This window comes from uncultured Paracoccus sp. (assembly GCF_947496875.1).
Lineage (GTDB): Bacteria > Pseudomonadota > Alphaproteobacteria > Rhodobacterales > Rhodobacteraceae > Paracoccus.
Map to the genome: position 1 here is coordinate 32,524 of NZ_CANMEH010000018.1, position 16,650 is coordinate 49,173.

At 60.6% G+C, this 16,650-nt stretch carries 20 protein-coding genes; 5 read left to right on the forward strand and 15 right to left on the reverse strand.

The genetic code is table 11. The annotated features are described in order from the left end of the window. Positions 1-66 precede the first annotated feature (66 nt). From Q0938_RS15715 to Q0938_RS15730, 4 genes are read right to left on the reverse strand one after another with little or no spacing between them, the layout of a single operon-like run. Complete coding sequence (locus Q0938_RS15715; protein ID WP_299364319.1) at positions 67-597, reverse strand: dihydrofolate reductase family protein; 531 nt, start codon at positions 595-597, stop codon at positions 67-69. Positions 598-636: 39 nt separating this feature from the next. Then, positions 637-1,116 carry a VOC family protein gene (locus Q0938_RS15720; RefSeq protein WP_299364322.1) on the reverse strand — a complete coding sequence of 160 codons (480 nt, stop codon included), beginning with the start codon at positions 1,114-1,116 and terminating at the stop codon, positions 637-639. A gap of 55 nt (positions 1,117-1,171) precedes the next feature. Next, complete coding sequence (locus Q0938_RS15725; RefSeq protein ID WP_299364324.1) at positions 1,172-1,822, reverse strand: glutathione S-transferase family protein; 651 nt, start codon at positions 1,820-1,822, stop codon at positions 1,172-1,174. Next, complete coding sequence (locus Q0938_RS15730; RefSeq protein ID WP_299364326.1) at positions 1,819-2,259, reverse strand: glyoxalase/bleomycin resistance/extradiol dioxygenase family protein; 441 nt, start codon at positions 2,257-2,259, stop codon at positions 1,819-1,821. Before Q0938_RS15730 ends, Q0938_RS15725 begins: the two co-directional genes overlap by 4 nt. A gap of 63 nt (positions 2,260-2,322) precedes the next feature. Here Q0938_RS15730 and Q0938_RS15735 point away from each other — a divergent pair, with 63 nt between their 5' ends. The 4 genes from Q0938_RS15735 to Q0938_RS15750 all read left to right on the forward strand — a co-directional run bounded on the left by Q0938_RS15735 (position 2,323) and on the right by Q0938_RS15750 (position 4,188). Continuing rightward, entirely contained in the window at positions 2,323-2,775 is a 453-nt protein-coding gene (locus tag Q0938_RS15735; RefSeq protein ID WP_299364329.1) for a MarR family winged helix-turn-helix transcriptional regulator, read from the forward strand. Positions 2,776-2,942: 167 nt separating this feature from the next. Further along, positions 2,943-3,359: an NAD(+)--rifampin ADP-ribosyltransferase gene (gene arr, locus Q0938_RS15740; protein WP_299364330.1), complete on the forward strand. Its 417-nt coding sequence runs from the start codon at positions 2,943-2,945 to the stop codon at positions 3,357-3,359. 261 nt (positions 3,360-3,620) lie between these two features. Next, complete coding sequence (locus Q0938_RS15745) at positions 3,621-3,875, forward strand: addiction module antitoxin (protein ID WP_299364332.1); 255 nt, start codon at positions 3,621-3,623, stop codon at positions 3,873-3,875. Positions 3,876-3,879: 4 nt separating this feature from the next. Continuing rightward, entirely contained in the window at positions 3,880-4,188 is a 309-nt protein-coding gene (locus Q0938_RS15750) for a type II toxin-antitoxin system RelE/ParE family toxin (protein ID WP_299364335.1), read from the forward strand. A 369-nt stretch (positions 4,189-4,557) separates the two neighbouring features. On the opposite strand, the gene Q0938_RS15755 is transcribed toward Q0938_RS15750, so the two are convergent. From Q0938_RS15755 to Q0938_RS15805, 11 genes are all read right to left on the reverse strand, one after another. After that, positions 4,558-5,433, reverse strand: coding sequence for an HNH endonuclease (locus Q0938_RS15755; RefSeq protein ID WP_299364337.1), 876 nt, complete (start codon positions 5,431-5,433; stop codon positions 4,558-4,560). Beyond that, a complete protein-coding gene (locus tag Q0938_RS15760) occupies positions 5,417-7,033 on the reverse strand; it encodes an ATP-binding protein (protein ID WP_299364339.1) in 1,617 nt (538 codons plus the stop codon). Before Q0938_RS15760 ends, Q0938_RS15755 begins: the two co-directional genes overlap by 17 nt. Then, the gene (locus tag Q0938_RS15765; RefSeq protein ID WP_299364341.1) at positions 7,033-7,470 is read right to left on the reverse strand and encodes an EcoRII N-terminal effector-binding domain-containing protein; all 438 of its coding nucleotides are present in this window, start codon (positions 7,468-7,470) and stop codon (positions 7,033-7,035) included. Before Q0938_RS15765 ends, Q0938_RS15760 begins: the two co-directional genes overlap by 1 nt. Continuing rightward, positions 7,467-9,374 carry a DEAD/DEAH box helicase gene (locus tag Q0938_RS15770; RefSeq protein WP_299364343.1) on the reverse strand — a complete coding sequence of 636 codons (1,908 nt, stop codon included), beginning with the start codon at positions 9,372-9,374 and terminating at the stop codon, positions 7,467-7,469. Before Q0938_RS15770 ends, Q0938_RS15765 begins: the two co-directional genes overlap by 4 nt. Beyond that, positions 9,371-9,826, reverse strand: coding sequence for a very short patch repair endonuclease (locus tag Q0938_RS15775; protein ID WP_055663668.1), 456 nt, complete (start codon positions 9,824-9,826; stop codon positions 9,371-9,373). The genes Q0938_RS15770 and Q0938_RS15775 overlap by 4 nt, the downstream gene beginning before the upstream one ends. After that, positions 9,819-11,051: a DNA (cytosine-5-)-methyltransferase gene (gene dcm / locus Q0938_RS15780; protein ID WP_055663669.1), complete on the reverse strand. Its 1,233-nt coding sequence runs from the start codon at positions 11,049-11,051 to the stop codon at positions 9,819-9,821. The genes Q0938_RS15775 and dcm overlap by 8 nt, the downstream gene beginning before the upstream one ends. A gap of 172 nt (positions 11,052-11,223) precedes the next feature. Beyond that, positions 11,224-11,616, reverse strand: coding sequence for a hypothetical protein (locus tag Q0938_RS15785; protein WP_299364360.1), 393 nt, complete (start codon positions 11,614-11,616; stop codon positions 11,224-11,226). Beyond that, complete coding sequence (locus Q0938_RS15790; protein WP_299364362.1) at positions 11,613-12,938, reverse strand: recombinase family protein; 1,326 nt, start codon at positions 12,936-12,938, stop codon at positions 11,613-11,615. The genes Q0938_RS15785 and Q0938_RS15790 overlap by 4 nt, the downstream gene beginning before the upstream one ends. Continuing rightward, positions 12,935-13,387, reverse strand: a complete 453-nt coding sequence (locus tag Q0938_RS15795) for a DUF2924 domain-containing protein (protein ID WP_299364364.1) — start codon at positions 13,385-13,387, stop codon at positions 12,935-12,937. The genes Q0938_RS15790 and Q0938_RS15795 overlap by 4 nt, the downstream gene beginning before the upstream one ends. A 315-nt stretch (positions 13,388-13,702) precedes the next feature. Continuing rightward, positions 13,703-15,049, reverse strand: a complete 1,347-nt coding sequence (locus Q0938_RS15800; protein WP_299364367.1) for a hypothetical protein — start codon at positions 15,047-15,049, stop codon at positions 13,703-13,705. Between the two features lie 2 nt (positions 15,050-15,051). Further along, entirely contained in the window at positions 15,052-15,729 is a 678-nt protein-coding gene (locus tag Q0938_RS15805) for a S24 family peptidase (protein WP_299363542.1), read from the reverse strand. 116 nt (positions 15,730-15,845) lie between these two features. Here Q0938_RS15805 and Q0938_RS15810 point away from each other — a divergent pair, with 116 nt between their 5' ends. Then, positions 15,846-16,529, forward strand: coding sequence for a hypothetical protein (locus Q0938_RS15810; protein ID WP_299364369.1), 684 nt, complete (start codon positions 15,846-15,848; stop codon positions 16,527-16,529). Positions 16,530-16,650: the final 121 nt, after the last annotated feature.

The following is a 16,650-nucleotide window of genomic DNA, read 5'->3' on the forward strand; positions in this document are numbered from 1 at the left end:
GCTTTGATCTCCTTCACATACGTGGTGAAACTTTCGAGGATCGCCCTCCATCTATCGCATGCCGGCTCAGGCGGGCCTGTAACGCAGCCTGATCACATCCTCGTCCATGAGGTCGTGTGAGATCAGCCGCAGGGGTGGGCGGGGCTTGGCGAAGTAGGGTGTGCCATCACCAAGAACGACAGGGTGCAGGTAGATGCGGTATTCGTCGATCAGGCCCATCCCGGTCAGGCATGCGGCCAGATCAGGGCCGGCGACTTCGATCTCGCCGTCATGCTCGGCCTTCAATGCACGGATCGCGGTGCCAAGATCGCCATCGATCAGACTGGCGTTGGGGCCGACCGTCTTCAGCGTGCGCGAGACAACCCATTTCGTCTGCTTTCGCCAGGCGGCCGCGAAGGCGCGCTCCGGTTCACCCCAATCGGGATGATCGTCGTCCCAGTAGCGCATGATCTCGTAGATCCTGCGCCCGTAGATGCTGCCGACCTGTGTTTCGGCCTCCGCGATGAAGTGGCGGAACAGCGCGGGGGCCGGCGCAAACCTGTCGTGATCGACATAGCCGTCCAGCGACTGGTTCATGCCGAATACAAGTTGCGCCATGTCATTTCCCCCTGATCGAAAGGCATTATCCCCACTGCCTTATCCCCGTCGTGCCGCCTCGATCGCCGCGACGTCGATCTTCTGCATGGTCATCATCGCCGCGAAGGCACGCTTGGCCTCGGCCCCGCCTGCGGCGATAGCCTCGGTCAGCGTCCGTGGTGTGATCTGCCAGTTGACGCCCCAGCGGTCCTTGCACCAGCCGCATTCGCTGGTCCGCCCGCCATTGCCGACGATCGCGTTCCAGTAGCGGTCAGTCTCCTCCTGGTCGTCCGTGGCGACCTGGAACGAGAAGGCCTCGGTGTGCGGAAAGATCGGCCCGCCGTTGAGCCCGATGCAGGGGATGCCGAGCACGGTGAATTCGACCACCATGACGTCGCCCGCCTTGTTGCCGGGGTTGTCCATGGGCGAGCGGTGCACCGCGCCCACATGGCTGTCGGGGAAGGTCGCGGCATAGAAGCGCGCGGCCTCTTCGGCGTCTTTGTCGTACCAGATGCAGATCGTGTTCTTGGGACTTGTCATGGCGTACTCCGTCGATATTTGGCCCCGGCGCGGTTGATCGGACGCACCTTCGCCGTCATGCTGGTTCATTCTCGGCGAAGGTCGCAAATTGGGCGGCCAGCGCCGTCTCGAAACCCGGCCGCGCCAGGCATCGCTCCAGATAGGCGAAGACCACAGGGTACCCGGCCAGCACCGGTTCCTCCTGCAGGCCGCGCAGGACGGTGGCCATGACGATGTCGGCGACGCCGAAGCGCCCTGTCAGCCACTCGCGGCCATCGAGCCAGCCCGCCAAGGATGTCAGCCGCAGGTCCACCATCCGCTCGGCATGGGGGCGGAATCCGTCCACCCAATCCTCTCCGGCATGGAACGTGCCCGGCAGGATCAGGTTGTCGATCTTCGGCTCCAGGGAGTTCAGCGCACCGAACACCCAGGCCTGCGTCTGTGCCGCCTCCTGCGCATCCCGCGGCCGCAATATGTCCGACCGCTCGGCGATGCGCAGCAGGATCGCGCCGGATTCGAACAGCTGGACCTCGTCGTCGCGATAGGCCGGAACCTGCCCGAACGGCTGCCATCGGCGATAGTCCGGTGCATCCGCATCACCCTCTGACAGCAGGTGAACTTTGTAGTCGAGCCCCGCCTCGGCCAGCGCCCATCGCGGCCGCAGATCCTTGACATAGCCTTGGGCAAAGGGCGGCACCCAGGCGAAGCTGCTGATCGTGATGGTCATGCCACCACCTCGGCGCGATCCGCGTGGTCGGGTCCGCGCGATTGCCTGTCATCCTGCAGGATCGCCCATTTGATGCCGAACGCGTCTTGCAGAAGGCCCCAGTCGTCGCCCCAGAACTGCCGCTCGTAGGGCATGATCACAGTACAGCCCGCCGCGACCGCGCGATCCCACCATTCCCGGCCATCGGAAACGACGAGTTGCAAGTGCCCAAAATTGGCCGAGGGCACCGGACCGTCGCCCATATGGTCGGTCAACATCAGCATGCCGCCATTGATCGAGACCTGGGCATGCATCAGCCCGGGTTCGCCATCGGGGCGGGGCATCCGCCCGGCATCCTCGGCCGCGAAGGCGCGGATGTAGAAATCGCAGGCGTCGGCCGCCCGGCCGTCCATGGCCAGATAGGGAATGACGCCTTTCATCGGATCAGGTTCTGTCATCGGTTCCTCCCTGTGACAGAATGGACTGTTGAGTCGTTCTAGTTACTTTGATATCAAAGCAATATGAATGACGCAATCTCGGATATCCTGCCCCGCGAAACGGTCCTCCACATCCGCGACACCTGCCTGTGCCTTGCGGCGCAACGCGCCGCGCGACGGCTGGCCCGCAGGTTCGATGCCGCGCTGAAGCCCTTCGGCCTGACCAACGGCCAGTTCTCGCTGATGGTGGCCCTCAACCAGCCCGAACCGCCGCCGATCGGCCGCCTGGCCCCGTTCCTCGGCATGAACCCCTCGACGCTCACCGCAGCCGTCAAGCCGCTGGCCCGACGCGGCCTGCTGACGGTGGAGCCCGACCCGGACGACCGCCGCTCCCGCCGCCTGCGCATCACGCGGGAAGGCGTGGCGCTGATGCGGGAAGCCGTCGAAGTCTGGCGCGCGGAACATGCGGCGCTCGAAAGCGACATGGACGAAGACCTGCCCGACACCCTTCGGCAGGGCTTGGCGGGGATCAAATGATCATGCGCGAAAGAGCAGGGCAGAATTCCGTGAAGAGAGCTAAGAACGTGAGTCGGGCCCGGTCCCTCAGCGCGCTTCCGTCAGATCCTGCGTCGAGAGTCGGATTTCGGCCAATGTTCGCGGTCGGGGGACAGGCAGGTCCCAAACCCTGAAGGAGAACTGCATCAATGTCATCTGGACCAAAACCGTTCGCACAATCCTTTTTTCACGGAACCAAAGCCGATCTGAAAGTCGGCGACGTGATCAAGGTTGGCCATGGCTCCAATTTTCTCGAAGCGGGTGCGCTGTCCTGGACTTACTTCTCCGCGACGATGGATGCCGCCATCTGGGGCGCCGAACTCGCCAGAGGCGATGGGCCGGAACGCATCTATATTGTCGAGCCTACAGGCCCGATTGAAGATGATCCCAACCTCACCGACAAGCGCTTCGCTGGCAACCCGACCATGTCCTACCGTTCGCGGGACCCGCTTCGGATCATCGCAGAGGTGAAGGAGTGGCAGGGGCATCCGGCCGACCAGATCCAGCAGATGAAACAAGGTCTTGAGGAACTGGAAGCGCAGGGAGCCAATGTCATCATTGATTGATTTACCGAGCAGCTTCATCGTCGAGCGTGGACCGACAAGATGGATTCTCCGCGTCATTCGATGATGTCACAGGTGAGTCTGAACCAGGTAGCTGATTTTCTTGTCCGGAATTCAGGCGCTGCCGGGCGGCGTCGCTGGCGCTGGCGTACCGACTGATCAAGGAACGACGAGGCGGGCCATCTTCAGCTTCCAAGCAACGCCACCTCTTGTGCTGTGTTCGATTTTGGTTATCTTGAATACGCACCGAGAAGGGAGAGCGCCATGGCCCGCACCACCACCATGACGGTCCGTGTCAGCGGCGCCCTCAGCGAGTTCGTTGCGACCAATGTCGGCGAGGACGGCGCCTACGAGAATGTCAGCGAATACATCCGGGACCTGATCCGTCGCGACAAGGAGCGCGCGGAGCACGAGGCTTTCGACCGATTGAAGGCCGAACTGAACCGAGCCTTCGCTGCGCCCGAGGACACCTACAAGCCGCTGACCGCTGCTGAGGTGATCGCCCGGAACCGGACCTGAACCTATGGCGATCCGCGTCCAGGAGACGGCCTCCCTCCGCCTCGATGAGATCTACAGATACACCCGCGACCGGTGGGGGGAGGCACAGGCCGAAACCTACATTACCGGTCTGTTTGCCGCCTTCGAGCAGATCGATACACGCGGAGTCATTTCGAGACCCGTACCGGCAGAGTTCGGAGTGGAGGGGTGTTTCTTCCGCTACGAGCGGCATTTCGTTTACTGGCGACGGCTGTCAAATGGGGACATCGGCATCGTCACGATCCTTCACGAGCGGATGCATCAGATGGACCGCTTTAAGGAGGATTTTGGGTAAGTCTTTGTCCAGATGTAAATTTCCTGGATAGTGTCAGTGCTGCTGCCGGCGGGTCAGACTTGGAGAACGTTGGATTTCGGTCCCGTCCCCTCCGCCACTTGCCCTCGCGAAAGCGTTCTCTCCATCCGGCTGCGGCCGGATTTTTCCGTTGTTTTCGAGGGTTATGTGGGAGGGGCTGAGCACTGGCCACGTGGCCAAGAGGCTCAGAAGCGGTCTCTCCGGGCCGTTATTCTCCGGACCTCATGACTGCGCCTATTTGGTGAACTGTTTGTAAGGCTTTGTAAAACAACAACGTTGCGGCAGGATATCCTGAGCACTTCGACTGGTGTCGCGTTCGGCGAGATGGAACGGAAATCGAACGTTCGCAGGTCATCCTACTTCGCTCACACGTGAGGGATCACCAGTACCAAGCCGAAGAAGGCCCTTTATCTCATCGACCGTGAATGGCGGGTTTCTTCGATGGGCCACGGCATGGCAATTTGGACAGAGTGGAACGAGGTCCTCTTTCGGATCGATCATGTAGTTGCTCCCCAGCTGGCTGACCTGCACAACGTGGTGGACCTCGATGTACCCGTCCGCGTGAGGGCCGTATGTTCTTCCGAAGTCCATCCCGCAGGCAAGGCAGGCGCTACCGTGTATCGCTAGGGCAGCCGCACGGTTACGCCTGTCCCGCTCGTAGCGGTTTACCTCCACCTTCTGGACAGCGCCCTCGGGATATCCCTCAAGCTCCTCCGCCTCATGCTGCTCTAGTGGCAACAGCGATATGACTGCGGCGGCGAAGCGCGTGGTCCAGCTCTGAACGATTTCAAAGTCCGGGATGCCATCCTCGGTACCCAACTCGAGGTTCCCCTTGCTTAGCTGAAAGGATAACCGCCGCCATGTAGCGTCCCAGATGGACTCTTCACCATAGCGCTGTTCCGTTCCGTTCAGTTTAAAGCTGACTTTCGCGCCCTGGCTTTCGCAGTCCCTAAGGACGGCCCTAAACACAGCCCGCCCCGAGTCATCAGCCTCTGACATCGCCTGCAGCAGCGGCCCGGCGAATTTCCCGGGAACAAAGCTCAGTTCAAGTCGCCGCCACCCAATTTCGACATCAATCCCGAAAGTATGGGCAGGGTTGTGGCCCGCCGGCGTTAGCGAGATGATCTGGCACCCGTCACTATCCTTACGGGAGCTAGTCTCGAAATCCAGTCCAGTTTCGAGGCTGACAATCGATCCAATTGCACGGGGATCATGCAACATCGGCATCCGAGTTCGTCACCGGCTCTGGCAGGCTCTCCACGAGCTTACGGAGGATACGTGACACCTCGAAACGCATGTCACTGAAGTTCTCAGCAGTTTTGTCCGTTGTCGCGCTGAGTTCGGCGACACACAACGCCCAGAAAAGGGAATCCATCCCCTGTATGGTAACGCTGGTATTTAGGTTTGGGACGTAGACCTTGCGGTAGTATGGATGGTCTGTGTTGATCCTGACCGCCTTGTGCTGCTCGATAATCGCGGGCTCGAAGAGCAGACCATCGCTCACATCATCGGCGGGCTGGATGAAGACCTCACCGGGCTTGGCAGCAGCACCTATCGGAAGCTTCAGTTTGAACTTTCCGCGAGAATTTACGACCGTCACGTCACCGGTGTTGGGGTCAGTGACATTGACCTCGGCCCCGCCGACCTCAGCCTCCTTGTTGCCGATATTCCTGTTGCTCGCGTCGTGCGCGCCTTTGCTCTTCTTGTTGATATCCTTCTTCTGACCCTCTCGATACCGTCGGTTAGCCTCTCGACGTGGTGCGGGCAGGAACTGATCCTTCAGCCAGGTCCAGAGATCATCATTTAGGATGATCTGCGACTTCTTAATGTCGAGATGGAAGGCTTCATCAAGTCTGTGATCGAAAGAGAATTCGATGCGTAGTAGGGTGCTGTGCGGTTCCTTCTGGAACATACCAAGCCAGTCGGCGTCGTGGATTAGCCGGTCCTGGCGATAGATGTAAATTCCCTGACGATCCGATGACAGCTTCGCAGCCTTTGCCTGCTCATCACTTGGGAACTCCTCCCGGCGTGGGAGAATGTATGCCTTGACCGTGAACTCGGCTTCAGCGCCGCTCTCCGTCTCTGTCGGAATACTCTCTGCCGCGACAAGCTCGGACAGCCCCGCCTGAAAAGGGTCCCATGCCTTAACGTCTTCTCCATTAAGCGTGATCTTCACATTACGGGCACGCTTGTCCTTGGTGTCCAGAAAACGCTGGTAGATTTCAGCAAGATGCTCGTTCAGTTCGCCCACCTTCTTTGCGAGCGCTTTCTGAGCAGGTTTGCCGCCCGGGTCCTGATAGTTGCCGAGCAGACGGTCAACCTTTGTCCACACAACTACTGTTCCCGATCTCTCTGGCGCGACCTCGTTCAGATGCTCTACGGCTTCTTCGTCGGGCTCATCACTCATCAACAGAAGCCACTTCTGTGACTGCATCACGTGATCGAGATCCCATGTGGCCATATGAAGAGCGGCGGAGCCATCCTTGCGGGATATCACGGACAGCCTGCGGCAATAGGCTGTTGATGCTGTCTTTAGGCCGAGCCCATACTTCCCGAGGCTTGCAGGATCAGAACGCTTCGGCGAGCCGTAGCGCATGGCATCAACCAGTCCATCACGGTCCATGCCTTCACCATTGTCTGCGATCGAGACCCGGACGTTACCTCTGAAGTCCTGATTGATGCGAATGTCGACAACATCGGCATTAGCAGCAATTGAGTTGTCAACGAGATCCGCAATTGCCGTCTCAAATTCATACCCGGTATCCCTGAGGCCTTCCATGGTCCTCCCGGGATCAGGGACCGACTCAATTCCTACCTCTGATGACATTATCGCCTCCCTTCCATATCAACTATCTTCCATCCCGAGCCCAGCTTGAGAACGCCCCTCTCATCCGGTCTTGCTTCGGATTTCCTCTTAAAATCGATACTGTACTCATCCGCTTCGCTTCGAGACAGTATGACTTCGTCATCAGCGGCGAGCCCTGCTTCTCGAATAAACCTAGTCATTCGAGTAAGGCGATATTCGTTTCGCGTTCCGCCAAAAAACTTGTTGTTGTAATAAATAAACGCGAACTCCCATTCAATTCCCGAGGCGTCCACAAATTTCAGATGCGCCCTTGGGTTGTAATCTTTTTCATTTAGGCTGGGGAAGAACGAAAGTAGCCGCCGCTCTCGCGGCACGAGAATACCAGCCTGATGTCCGCCGGTTTCACCGGTGTCGTTTGCACTCAAAACCTTAGTTATGGAGCGTGTCTCAAAAGTCATGAATCTCCTCTTCGCATTGGTGATTGCGCAAGGGCCGCCATGAGGTCAGCGTATTCCCCCTCGGCGCCGCTAACGCCGACCACGGCGGTCTCCGATATCCGGCGTTTACGCTGTACCCTTTCCTCAACGATCTCTTCGACCGTTCCTTCACAGATCAGACGTCGCACCATCACTGGCCTTGTCTGGCCCCGTCGATGAGCGCGTGCCGAAGCCTGGTCTTCAAGCGCCGGGTTCCATTCGAGATTGTAGTGGATCACATGCGTGGCTGCGGTGATGTTCAGACCGGCGCCGCCAGCCTTCGGATTGAGAACCAGAACGCCGGCCCCCCCTTCCTGACTGAATTTGTCAATCAGCGGTTGCCGATCATCAATGGGTGTCCGCCCGTCAAGAACTTCGGCGAACGCACGAAAACGATCCCGGACAGCGGTCGCAATCCTGTCAGCCATACTCGTATAGGAAGTGAAGATGATTGCCTTGTCGCCACACTGAATGATCTCTTCAATGATCTCCAGTAGCCGCGCGAACTTCACGAACTCTTCCGGGAGATTCTCAGGATCGTGATCCGGCAGCAGACCCGGGTGTGCGCAGAACTGCCTAAGCTTCGTCAGGGAGACCAGCGTCGCGGATTGGCCATACTCGTCCAAGATGGCTTGTCTGATCCGGTCATACTCCTGAGCCTCTGTTTCAGAGAGTTCAATAATCTCAGGTATGTCGATGCGTTCGGGAAGGTCACTAGCGACCTCTGAGACCCTGCGACGGAGCATGAGCGGAGAGATCAGTGGCTCGATGCTCGCTGCAGCGTCGACGTCGTTATCATATGTCTCGCTGAACTCCTTCAGGCTGCCGAGATATCCCGGAAGCGCAAAATCCATGATCGACCATAGATCAGTGAGCCGGTTCTCAATCGGCGTACCCGTGATCGCGAGGGACGCAGACCGTGGCAACTGCTTGACTGACAGCGTCCGCTTGGCCTTCGGGTTCTTGATGTTCTGCGCTTCATCGAGTGCTACGACGGACCAGTCGATCATCTTAAGCAGCGACAGGTCGCGGACGACGGTGTCGTAAGAAGTTACGACCACATCGTACCTCTCGAGATCTTTGGGCCGCCCGGTTCTCATGCTGCCCTGATGTTTGAGAACACTCAGATCAGGACAGAACTTGTCGATTTCTCTTTTCCAGTTCTCGAGAAGCGATCCAGGCGCCACGATTAGTGATCGGGACACTTTGCTACCGGTGCCCGGATCGCGCAGGGCGCTGATGACCTGCAGGGTTTTTCCAAGACCCATTTCGTCGGCAAGCAGGGCGCCAAGTTCTTCGCGAAGAATGAAGCTAAGCCACCTCCAGCCATCAATCTGGTAGGTGTAGAGCTTTGCGTCGACACCTGCCGGGGCCTCGTCGCTACTCCGAAAAAGGCGCGTGGCGCTCTGCCGATCTGAGGACGTCAGATCAGTAACCGGCTCTCCGTTGGCTGCGGCTTTTTTGAGCGCGAGAAGGCCCCTGAAAGACGATACCACGCCCACCCCGTCCACTTCCCCCTCACGGAGTAGGTCGAGGATGGTCGAAACGCTGGATGGAGTAAGAGGGAACCACGTTCCAGCCTCGACAACGTGACCGACACTGAGCAACTCAGCTGATATACGAAAGCCACTACCAGACTGCGGCTGCGCCATCAGTACTGTGGCTGGCATCTCGCCTTCGGCACGATCCTCAATCACCAAATACACTTCGGCAGGATAGCGGCTGAACTTTAGGCTGCTCGCTTCGCCAGTCTTGCCTGGCGGAACATCAGGCCAGGGCGACGATCCCTCGATAACGGATGAATAGACTTCCTCGGCAGTCGGCACTGCGTCGACACCATTTCCCCTCAACACCAGGGTCTGCCCTTCAAGCGCCCATGCGCTCATGCCGAGCCTCGTATCTCGGTGCTGTCGGCATCACTGGGAAGCCATCCGACAACGCGGTCGACAACTGCATCTAGTCCGATCTTCTCCCTGCCACGCAAAGCGCACTCCCAGATCGTGAGAACCCGCCATCCCGAATCTCGCAGAGTCTTGCGCACAGTGTCGTCACGCTGACGGTTTCCTACGATCTTCGCCTTCCAGAACTGCGTTCTGGTCGCTGGCAGTTTGTGAAGGTAGCAGTCGTGGCCGTGCCAGAAACAGCCATTCACAAAGATCACGGCCTTCAATTTTGGGAAGACCATATCGGGCTTTCCGGCCACCTTCGGGTCATGCAGCCGATATCGAAACCCCCGGGCATGCAACGCCTTGCGCACCATGAGCTCCGGTTTCGTGTTCTTCCCCTTGATGCCGGACATCATCCGGCTGCGTGTCTCCGGATCGACAATGTCAGGCAACTTCCTTCACCTTTCGTGGTGACGCGATGTCCTGACGAAGGAAAGGCTCCATATGACGCGCGACCGCCTCCACGACGGGCACAACTACGGCATTGCCGAACTGCTTGTAGGCTTGGGTGTCCGACACTGGAATAGCGAAAGGCTGCTCGCCGAGTCTGTCAAAACCCATGAGCCGTGAGCATTCACGCGGGGTAAGCCTGCGTGGGTTCTTATGTCCTCTCTGCCGGACCAGGATCTCCGAGCCATCCTTGTAGTATCTTGCCGATAGGGTCCTTGCGACATCATACCGGTCAACAAGACCGAACCCAAACCCGTTACCTTTCGCCCGGTGCTTTTCTGCATAGTTCTGCAGATATCCCCATAGATGATCTGAAAGCGTATACTTGGGCAGCACGCGGGCCTTGGCGCCTTCCGTAAAGCGCTCCTCAGGATCTTCGCTGCCATCTTCCGGATGCAGGATGGAGTCTAGGCGGGGCCCCTTGTCACGGTCGGGCAGCGCGAGCCCGTCGAAGTCAAAATCATTCTCTTCCCTAAAGCCCACGATGAAGATGCGCTCGCGGTGCTGCGGTACGAGAGACTTTGCATCAATCACGCGCGTCTGAACGTGGTAACCCAGTTCTTCAGTCAGTGCCTTCCTGATTACCTCAAACGTTCTTCCGCGATCATGGCTGACAAGGTTCTTCACGTTCTCGAGCAGAAAAGCCTTCGGCCTGTGATGCTCGATTATCCTTGCGACATCGAAGAATAGGGTACCCTGCGCCTCGCAGCGGAAACCATGTTGACGGCCAAGCGCGTTCTTCTTCGACACGCCCGCGAGCGAGAACGGCTGACACGGGAATCCAGCAAGCAGCACGTCATGCGATGGTATCTCCCCTGCCGGCACCTTGGTGATGTCGCCTACAACCTCGTGGTCGCATGCGTGGTTGGCAAGGTAGGTCGCAACACTAAAGCGGTCCCACTCAGAGGTGAAGACACACTTGCCGCCGATGGGCTCGAAGCCTTTCCGCAGGCCGCCGATGCCCGCGAACAGATCGATAAAGGTGAAGCTATGGGAGAGAGGCGGCTTGTTGCGCGCGACCTGACGGAGCATCTCCAGAGCTGCTTTGCGCGGGGCACTGTCACCAGTCTCCCACCGGTAGATCGTCCGCTCGCAGTAGCCAAGCGCCTCAACTGCATCGGGAATACTGAGGCCCGCCTCTTTGCGAAGTCTGGAGAACTCTGTCACCGCCCGGCCCCTTTGTGCTTTGTTTTGCTGGGAATCATTCTGCCATGCTTGCAAAAGAACATCAAGAGAACGCTAACCATATCATGGGCTTCTGCATCGGCGCCGCCCAAGATGCGGGGGAAGCGGAGAACCATCGCTCGACGCTTCAGGCTGACTTGCCACTAGGGGCCGTTCACCTCGACTTTGCGAAGAATTGTTGCTGTTCTGACCACTCCACGGGAAACGGCGCCAGCACCTGCGCGAGCGTCACCTCCGGCCCCTGCTTCCCGTCCAGGATCGCCTCCACGATGTCGGGCGCGAGCAGGGTCAGCCGCAGGACGCGGGTCATGTAGGAGGGTGCGATCCCCTCGCGCTCGGCCAGTTCGGCGATGGTCGCGAACTCGCCCGACTCAAGCATCCGCTTCCATCGGAACGCACGGGCCAGCGCCTTGACCAACGTGCTGTCCGTCCGGCGCGGTTGCGTCGCGCCTTCCGGCATCTGCATTTCTTTACGCCCGCCGCGCTTCACGACGCGGAACGGTACGTGGAGCGTCACCGTCTCGGGGATCGGCGACACGCGGATCACGCCGCTTCTCCGATGTCGCCGGCCAGCATCTCGCGGGCCAGACCGCTGAGCCCGTCGACGCGCAGCCTGACGTTCAGGCCGTCGCTGGCGATGTCCACCCGCTCGACCAACAGCGCCACGATGCGCGCCTGCTCGGCGGGGAAGAGTTCGTCCCACAGCGGGTCGAGCTGCTGCAGGGCCGCGCGGGCGTCGGCCTCGGAGATGTCGTCGGCGTGGGCACGTGCCGCCTTCCACGTCCCCGCAACGATCTCCGGCTGCCGGAACACCGCGCGGAGCTGGTCTATGACAGCCGCCTCGATCTCGCCCGCTGGCACGCGGCCCACTGGGCAAGATCCTGCGCCATGCTTCAGCACCGTCTGGCTGACGTAGTAGCGGTACAGCCGGTCGCCCTTTCGGGTGTGCGTCGGCGAGAAGGCGGCGCCGTCCGGCCCGAACAGCAGCCCTTTCAGCAGCGCCGGCGTCTCGGCGCGGGTGCGTGCGGCGCGCTTGCGGGGGCTTTCCTGCAGGATGGCGTGAACGCGGTCCCAAGTCTCGCGGTCGATTATGGCCTCGTGCTCGCCCGGATAGCTCTCGCCTTTGTGCACCGCTTTGCCGATGTAGGCGCGGTTGTTCAGCACCCGGTACAGGTACTTCTTGTCGATCCGGTTGCCGCGCGGCGTGCGGATCCCGCGTTTCGCGACCTCCCGCGCGAGTTCGGTCCCCGAGCCGATCTCGAGGAAGCGGGCGAAGATCCAGCGGACATGGTCCGCAGCTTCGTCGTCGACCATCAGCTTCCTGTTCTCGACCCGATAGCCGTAGGGCGGCACGCCGCCCATCCATATGCCCTTCTTGCGAGAAGCGGCGACCTTGTCGCGGATGCGCTCGGCCGTCACCTCGCGCTCGAACTGGGCGAAGGAGAGCAGGATATTCAACGTCAGCCGACCCATCGACGTGGTGGTGTTGAACGACTGCGTAACGGAGACGAACGTCACCCCGTTCCGGTCAAACACCTCGACCAGCTTGGCGAAATCGGCCAGCGACCGGCTGAGGCGGTCAATCTTGTAGACCACCACCACGTCGACCAGCCCGTCCTCGATGTCTTCGACCAGCCGCTGAAGACCGGGCCGTTCCAGCGTGCCGCCGGAGATGCCGCCGTCGTCATACTGATCGCGGACCAGCACCCAGCCCTCGGAGCGCTGGCTGGCGATGAACGCCTCGCACGCCTCCCGCTGGGCATGGAGACTGTTGAACTCCTGCTCCAGCCCTTCCTCGGAGGATTTCCGGGTGTAGATCGCGCAGCGCAGCTTGCGGACGACCTTCGATTTTTCAAGCGGCTTCGTCATGTCCGACCCCTCCGGTTCTTGAGCCCGAAGAACACCCAGCCGTTCCAGCGCGTGCCCGTGATGGCGCGCGCGATAGCGGAGAGCGACTTGTACGGCCGCCCCTGCCACTCGAAGCCGTCCACAGTGACGGTGACGACGTGCTCGACACCCTGCCATTCGCGGATCAGCCGCGTGCCGGCGATGGGCATAGTGTCGGCGCGGACGCGGCTCTTCTTCCGGTCGCCGCCATCCAGTTCCTCACCCAGCCTCTCCAGCCGTCGGATTGTCTCGGGCTTCAGCCCGCCGTAGGCGAGTTCCTGGATGCGGTAGGCCAGTCGGCTTTCCAGGTAGCGGCGGTTGAACGGCGGCGGTTCGCTGTCGAACAGGTCACGCCACTGCGCCTTCAGCTCCGGCGTCGTCGCCGTCTTCAGCGCGGCCAGGCGCGCGGGGATGGGGTCGTGGGTCGTCATGCGGTTCTCCGGTCAGTTGGAGTTGCATGACGGCATCGGTCGGCCGGAGAGTGTAGGCGAATTTCTCCAGTAGCGTCAGAAGGTTCGCCGCGCTCGCGCAGCTTCAACCGAACCAGCCCGAGTGCCAGCAGGCCGCACACCTCGGCGCGGCGTTCGGCAGGTGTCATCTGGTCGGGCGGCAGCGGGTTCGAGCCCAGCCGCGGATATGTCGGCGCGTTTCGCATGGGAGAAACGCTACCCGCACGCGCCCCCAAAACAATTACTTTCAGATGCTTAGGGGAAAGCTGCGTAGCCCTGCGGTGTTCTTGGGGTGTGCTATCCTAACCGATGGGCATCGAACAGCTGATCGAAGAATGACGTCACAAGCTTGTCGACAGCTTCCTGCATCGATCCCTTCGGCTGAGAGAATTCCGAGCCCCCGAACCGAAACACCTCGTAGCCGCGAAGTCGCAGGCTGCGATCAGCCGCAACCATTTCGGCGTACAGGCCGGGATCGGCGCGCTCGCCTTTCGCGTAGTGGTGCTTGCCGTCTATCTCAAGGACGATCCTCTGTCGGCCCGGCAACAGCATCAGGAAGTCCATGCGCTGCCGGAATAGAACGCGTTTGTCAGCGAGACGCCTTGCGATCTCCGGATCATAGTGCAGGTAGACCTGCGGGATGAGTGCCGGCAGCCGGTCTCCAAGTCGTTCAGCGAAATTGCGAAAGTACGCCTTGAAGAACTCCTGCTCAGGCCCGTCGTCAAGCGAGGCAAGTAAACGCCGCCCGAGGCTGGTGCGTGCTTCGGCGAGGTCGGCGATCCCTCTCTGATCCATCCACCAACGGACGAGGTCGAGCCATGACAGTCCATTGCCGATGGGGCGCTCATAAACGAGGCAGCTGTCGGCATGCTCGAGCACGACGACTTCGTTGTCGATCGCATCCGAGAACCCGAGCCTCGGTTTTGGTCCGTTGGAAGCGAAGATCAGGTTCTTCGGCCGCCCGTCGACGCCGCGGCGAACGGGGCGTACCGAGAATGTTGCGCGGCCCGAGACCTCTCCTGTCTGAGCAACCTCGTAGCCATCGAATTGCAGGATGCGGGTCAAGTCCGCTGCCAGCGCAGCCTGGTCGTCGGCATCACGAAACCTAGGATCCAGAGCGGTCTCGATCAGCTGCGCAAACCTCCTCGAAGGACATGTTATTGCTCCGATGACTTCGAAGACCTCCTTCGCGTTCCACAACGGGTCCGCGCCAGTTGCGTGTTGTCTGATCTCTTCAATTTTGGTGGGGCCATCGAAGAAGTCGGCAGGCGAACTCAGATCGAATAGCCCCTCGATCACGTCCGGACGAACGCCTTGTCCATGGATCCCGACACCAAGGCGATCGGCCACCCGGTCGCGAGTGATCGCGGAGATCTCCGGCTGGTCCTTGTCCTGCAGGAGGTACACCCGGTCCTGTAGGCCGATATCGCGCCGTTCTCGCGCAAACTCGAGGACCAGCACCAGCGCCTTTGTTGGTGGAAGGCTTGCAAGTGTATTCTGGGCAACCGTCTTCTTGCTGGTCCCTTCTGCAACTGGGATGTCGCGTCTGGAGAAGAACGCCTCGATATCGACGGCCCGCATGGAATCCCGAAAGCAGCAGCCCGCCAGCTCGAGAAGATCATCCAAATCCTCTTCAGTGGCCACTGCTATATCTCCCGCGCGAACCAACGGATGCGGCCGACGATGTGGATCTCGTCGGCCGTTCTTTCGTATTCGGGATAGTGCTTGTTGTCGGAGATGACGCGCACCGCGGGCGGGTCGCTGTTGGGGATGTGCTCGAGCCGTTTGGCCACCAGCCCCATTCCGTCGTCCAGCACGAAGATGCCGGGTGGGTTGGGCGCGCGACGGGTCATGTCGACCAGCACCGCGTCGCCGCTCAGCAGCGTCGGCGCCATGCTGTCGCCTTCGACATGCATGATGCGCAGCTGCGACGGGGTGGCCTTGAGGCTGTTTCGGATCCAGGAGCGGCGGAAATGATAGACCCGGCCGGGCGTGTCGCCATCCTCGGTCACGACTGCACCACCGCCCATTGCGGGGCGCGGGGTGGCATGGGCGATGGCGACGAAGGCGTCGTCAGGATTGTCCAGGAAGGGGGGCTTCCCTTCCACCTCGCCGATGCCATGGATCAGCCAGTCGCGATCCACCTTCAGCACGCGGGCGACCTCGGCCAGCCGGTCTATGCCAGGGCGGGCTGAACGGCCACGGAGGATGTCGTAGACGAAGGACCGGTTCACGCCGGCCATCTCGGCGACATGGGCGGGACTGATGCCGAGCTGGTTGGCCCGGGCTCTGAGGCGGTCGGAAAGTGTGTGGTGCTCGGTCATGTCATCCCCACCCAACTGTGGATGAAATAGGATAAAATCGGATTGATCGAAGCCCGTCAAGCGAATAAGAACAGAAGGTAAACATCTTACACGGGAATCGGTGCGGAGGGCAGTGAATGCATATCGATAAATCGTACTTCACGCTCCCCGAGATCCTCGAGCGCTGGCAGATCACCGAGGCCGACCTGATCTACCTTGCTGAGAACGACAAGCTCCGCCTGTCGGTGCGCGTGTTCGGCGTGCCGATCGAGTTCGGCGACTACGAGGAAGCCGCCGACGGCGAATCCTACCGAGTGCCGTGGGAGCAAAGCCACTACAGCGGCCTGCTCGATCTCCATGCCCGCGACGTGTTCCAGCTCTTCCGGTGCGGCGAGGTGCATCTCGAGAGCTTTCGGACGCCGAAGGCCGACTACGCGACGACCTGGGGCGATGCGCAGCCCGTCCTCGTCATGATCGGTGATCTGCTCCTAAGACGCGATGAACGCGACCGTTTCGAGATCGAGACCGGGTTCTCGCCCGGCGGACAGCCGATTGAGGAGGCCACCTTCATCCACTCAGCCGACTACTTCGAGGTTCGCTGCAACGGCTGCCGGTTCAAGCTTGGCCCGATCCAGGCGGAAGTCGTGCGCGCGCTGCACGAGGCCGCGCAGGCTGGAGAGCCCTGGCAGAACGGCAAGGCGATCCTGTCGCGCGCCGGCTCGAAGAGCCTACGCATGGCCGACGTCTTCAAGTCGCAGAAGGACTGGCGGCATCTGATCCGCTCAGACCGGCGCGGCGGCTACCGTCTGAATCTCGACTGACGGATCCCCCTCCGCCCGGTCCCCTGTGGGATCGGGAGGGGGACGAGTGAGGGATGGTGGGGGATGACGGCGCCCCGCCGGCCGCCAAACGTCAGTCCTGCAAGGGCCGACTGATCCCCCT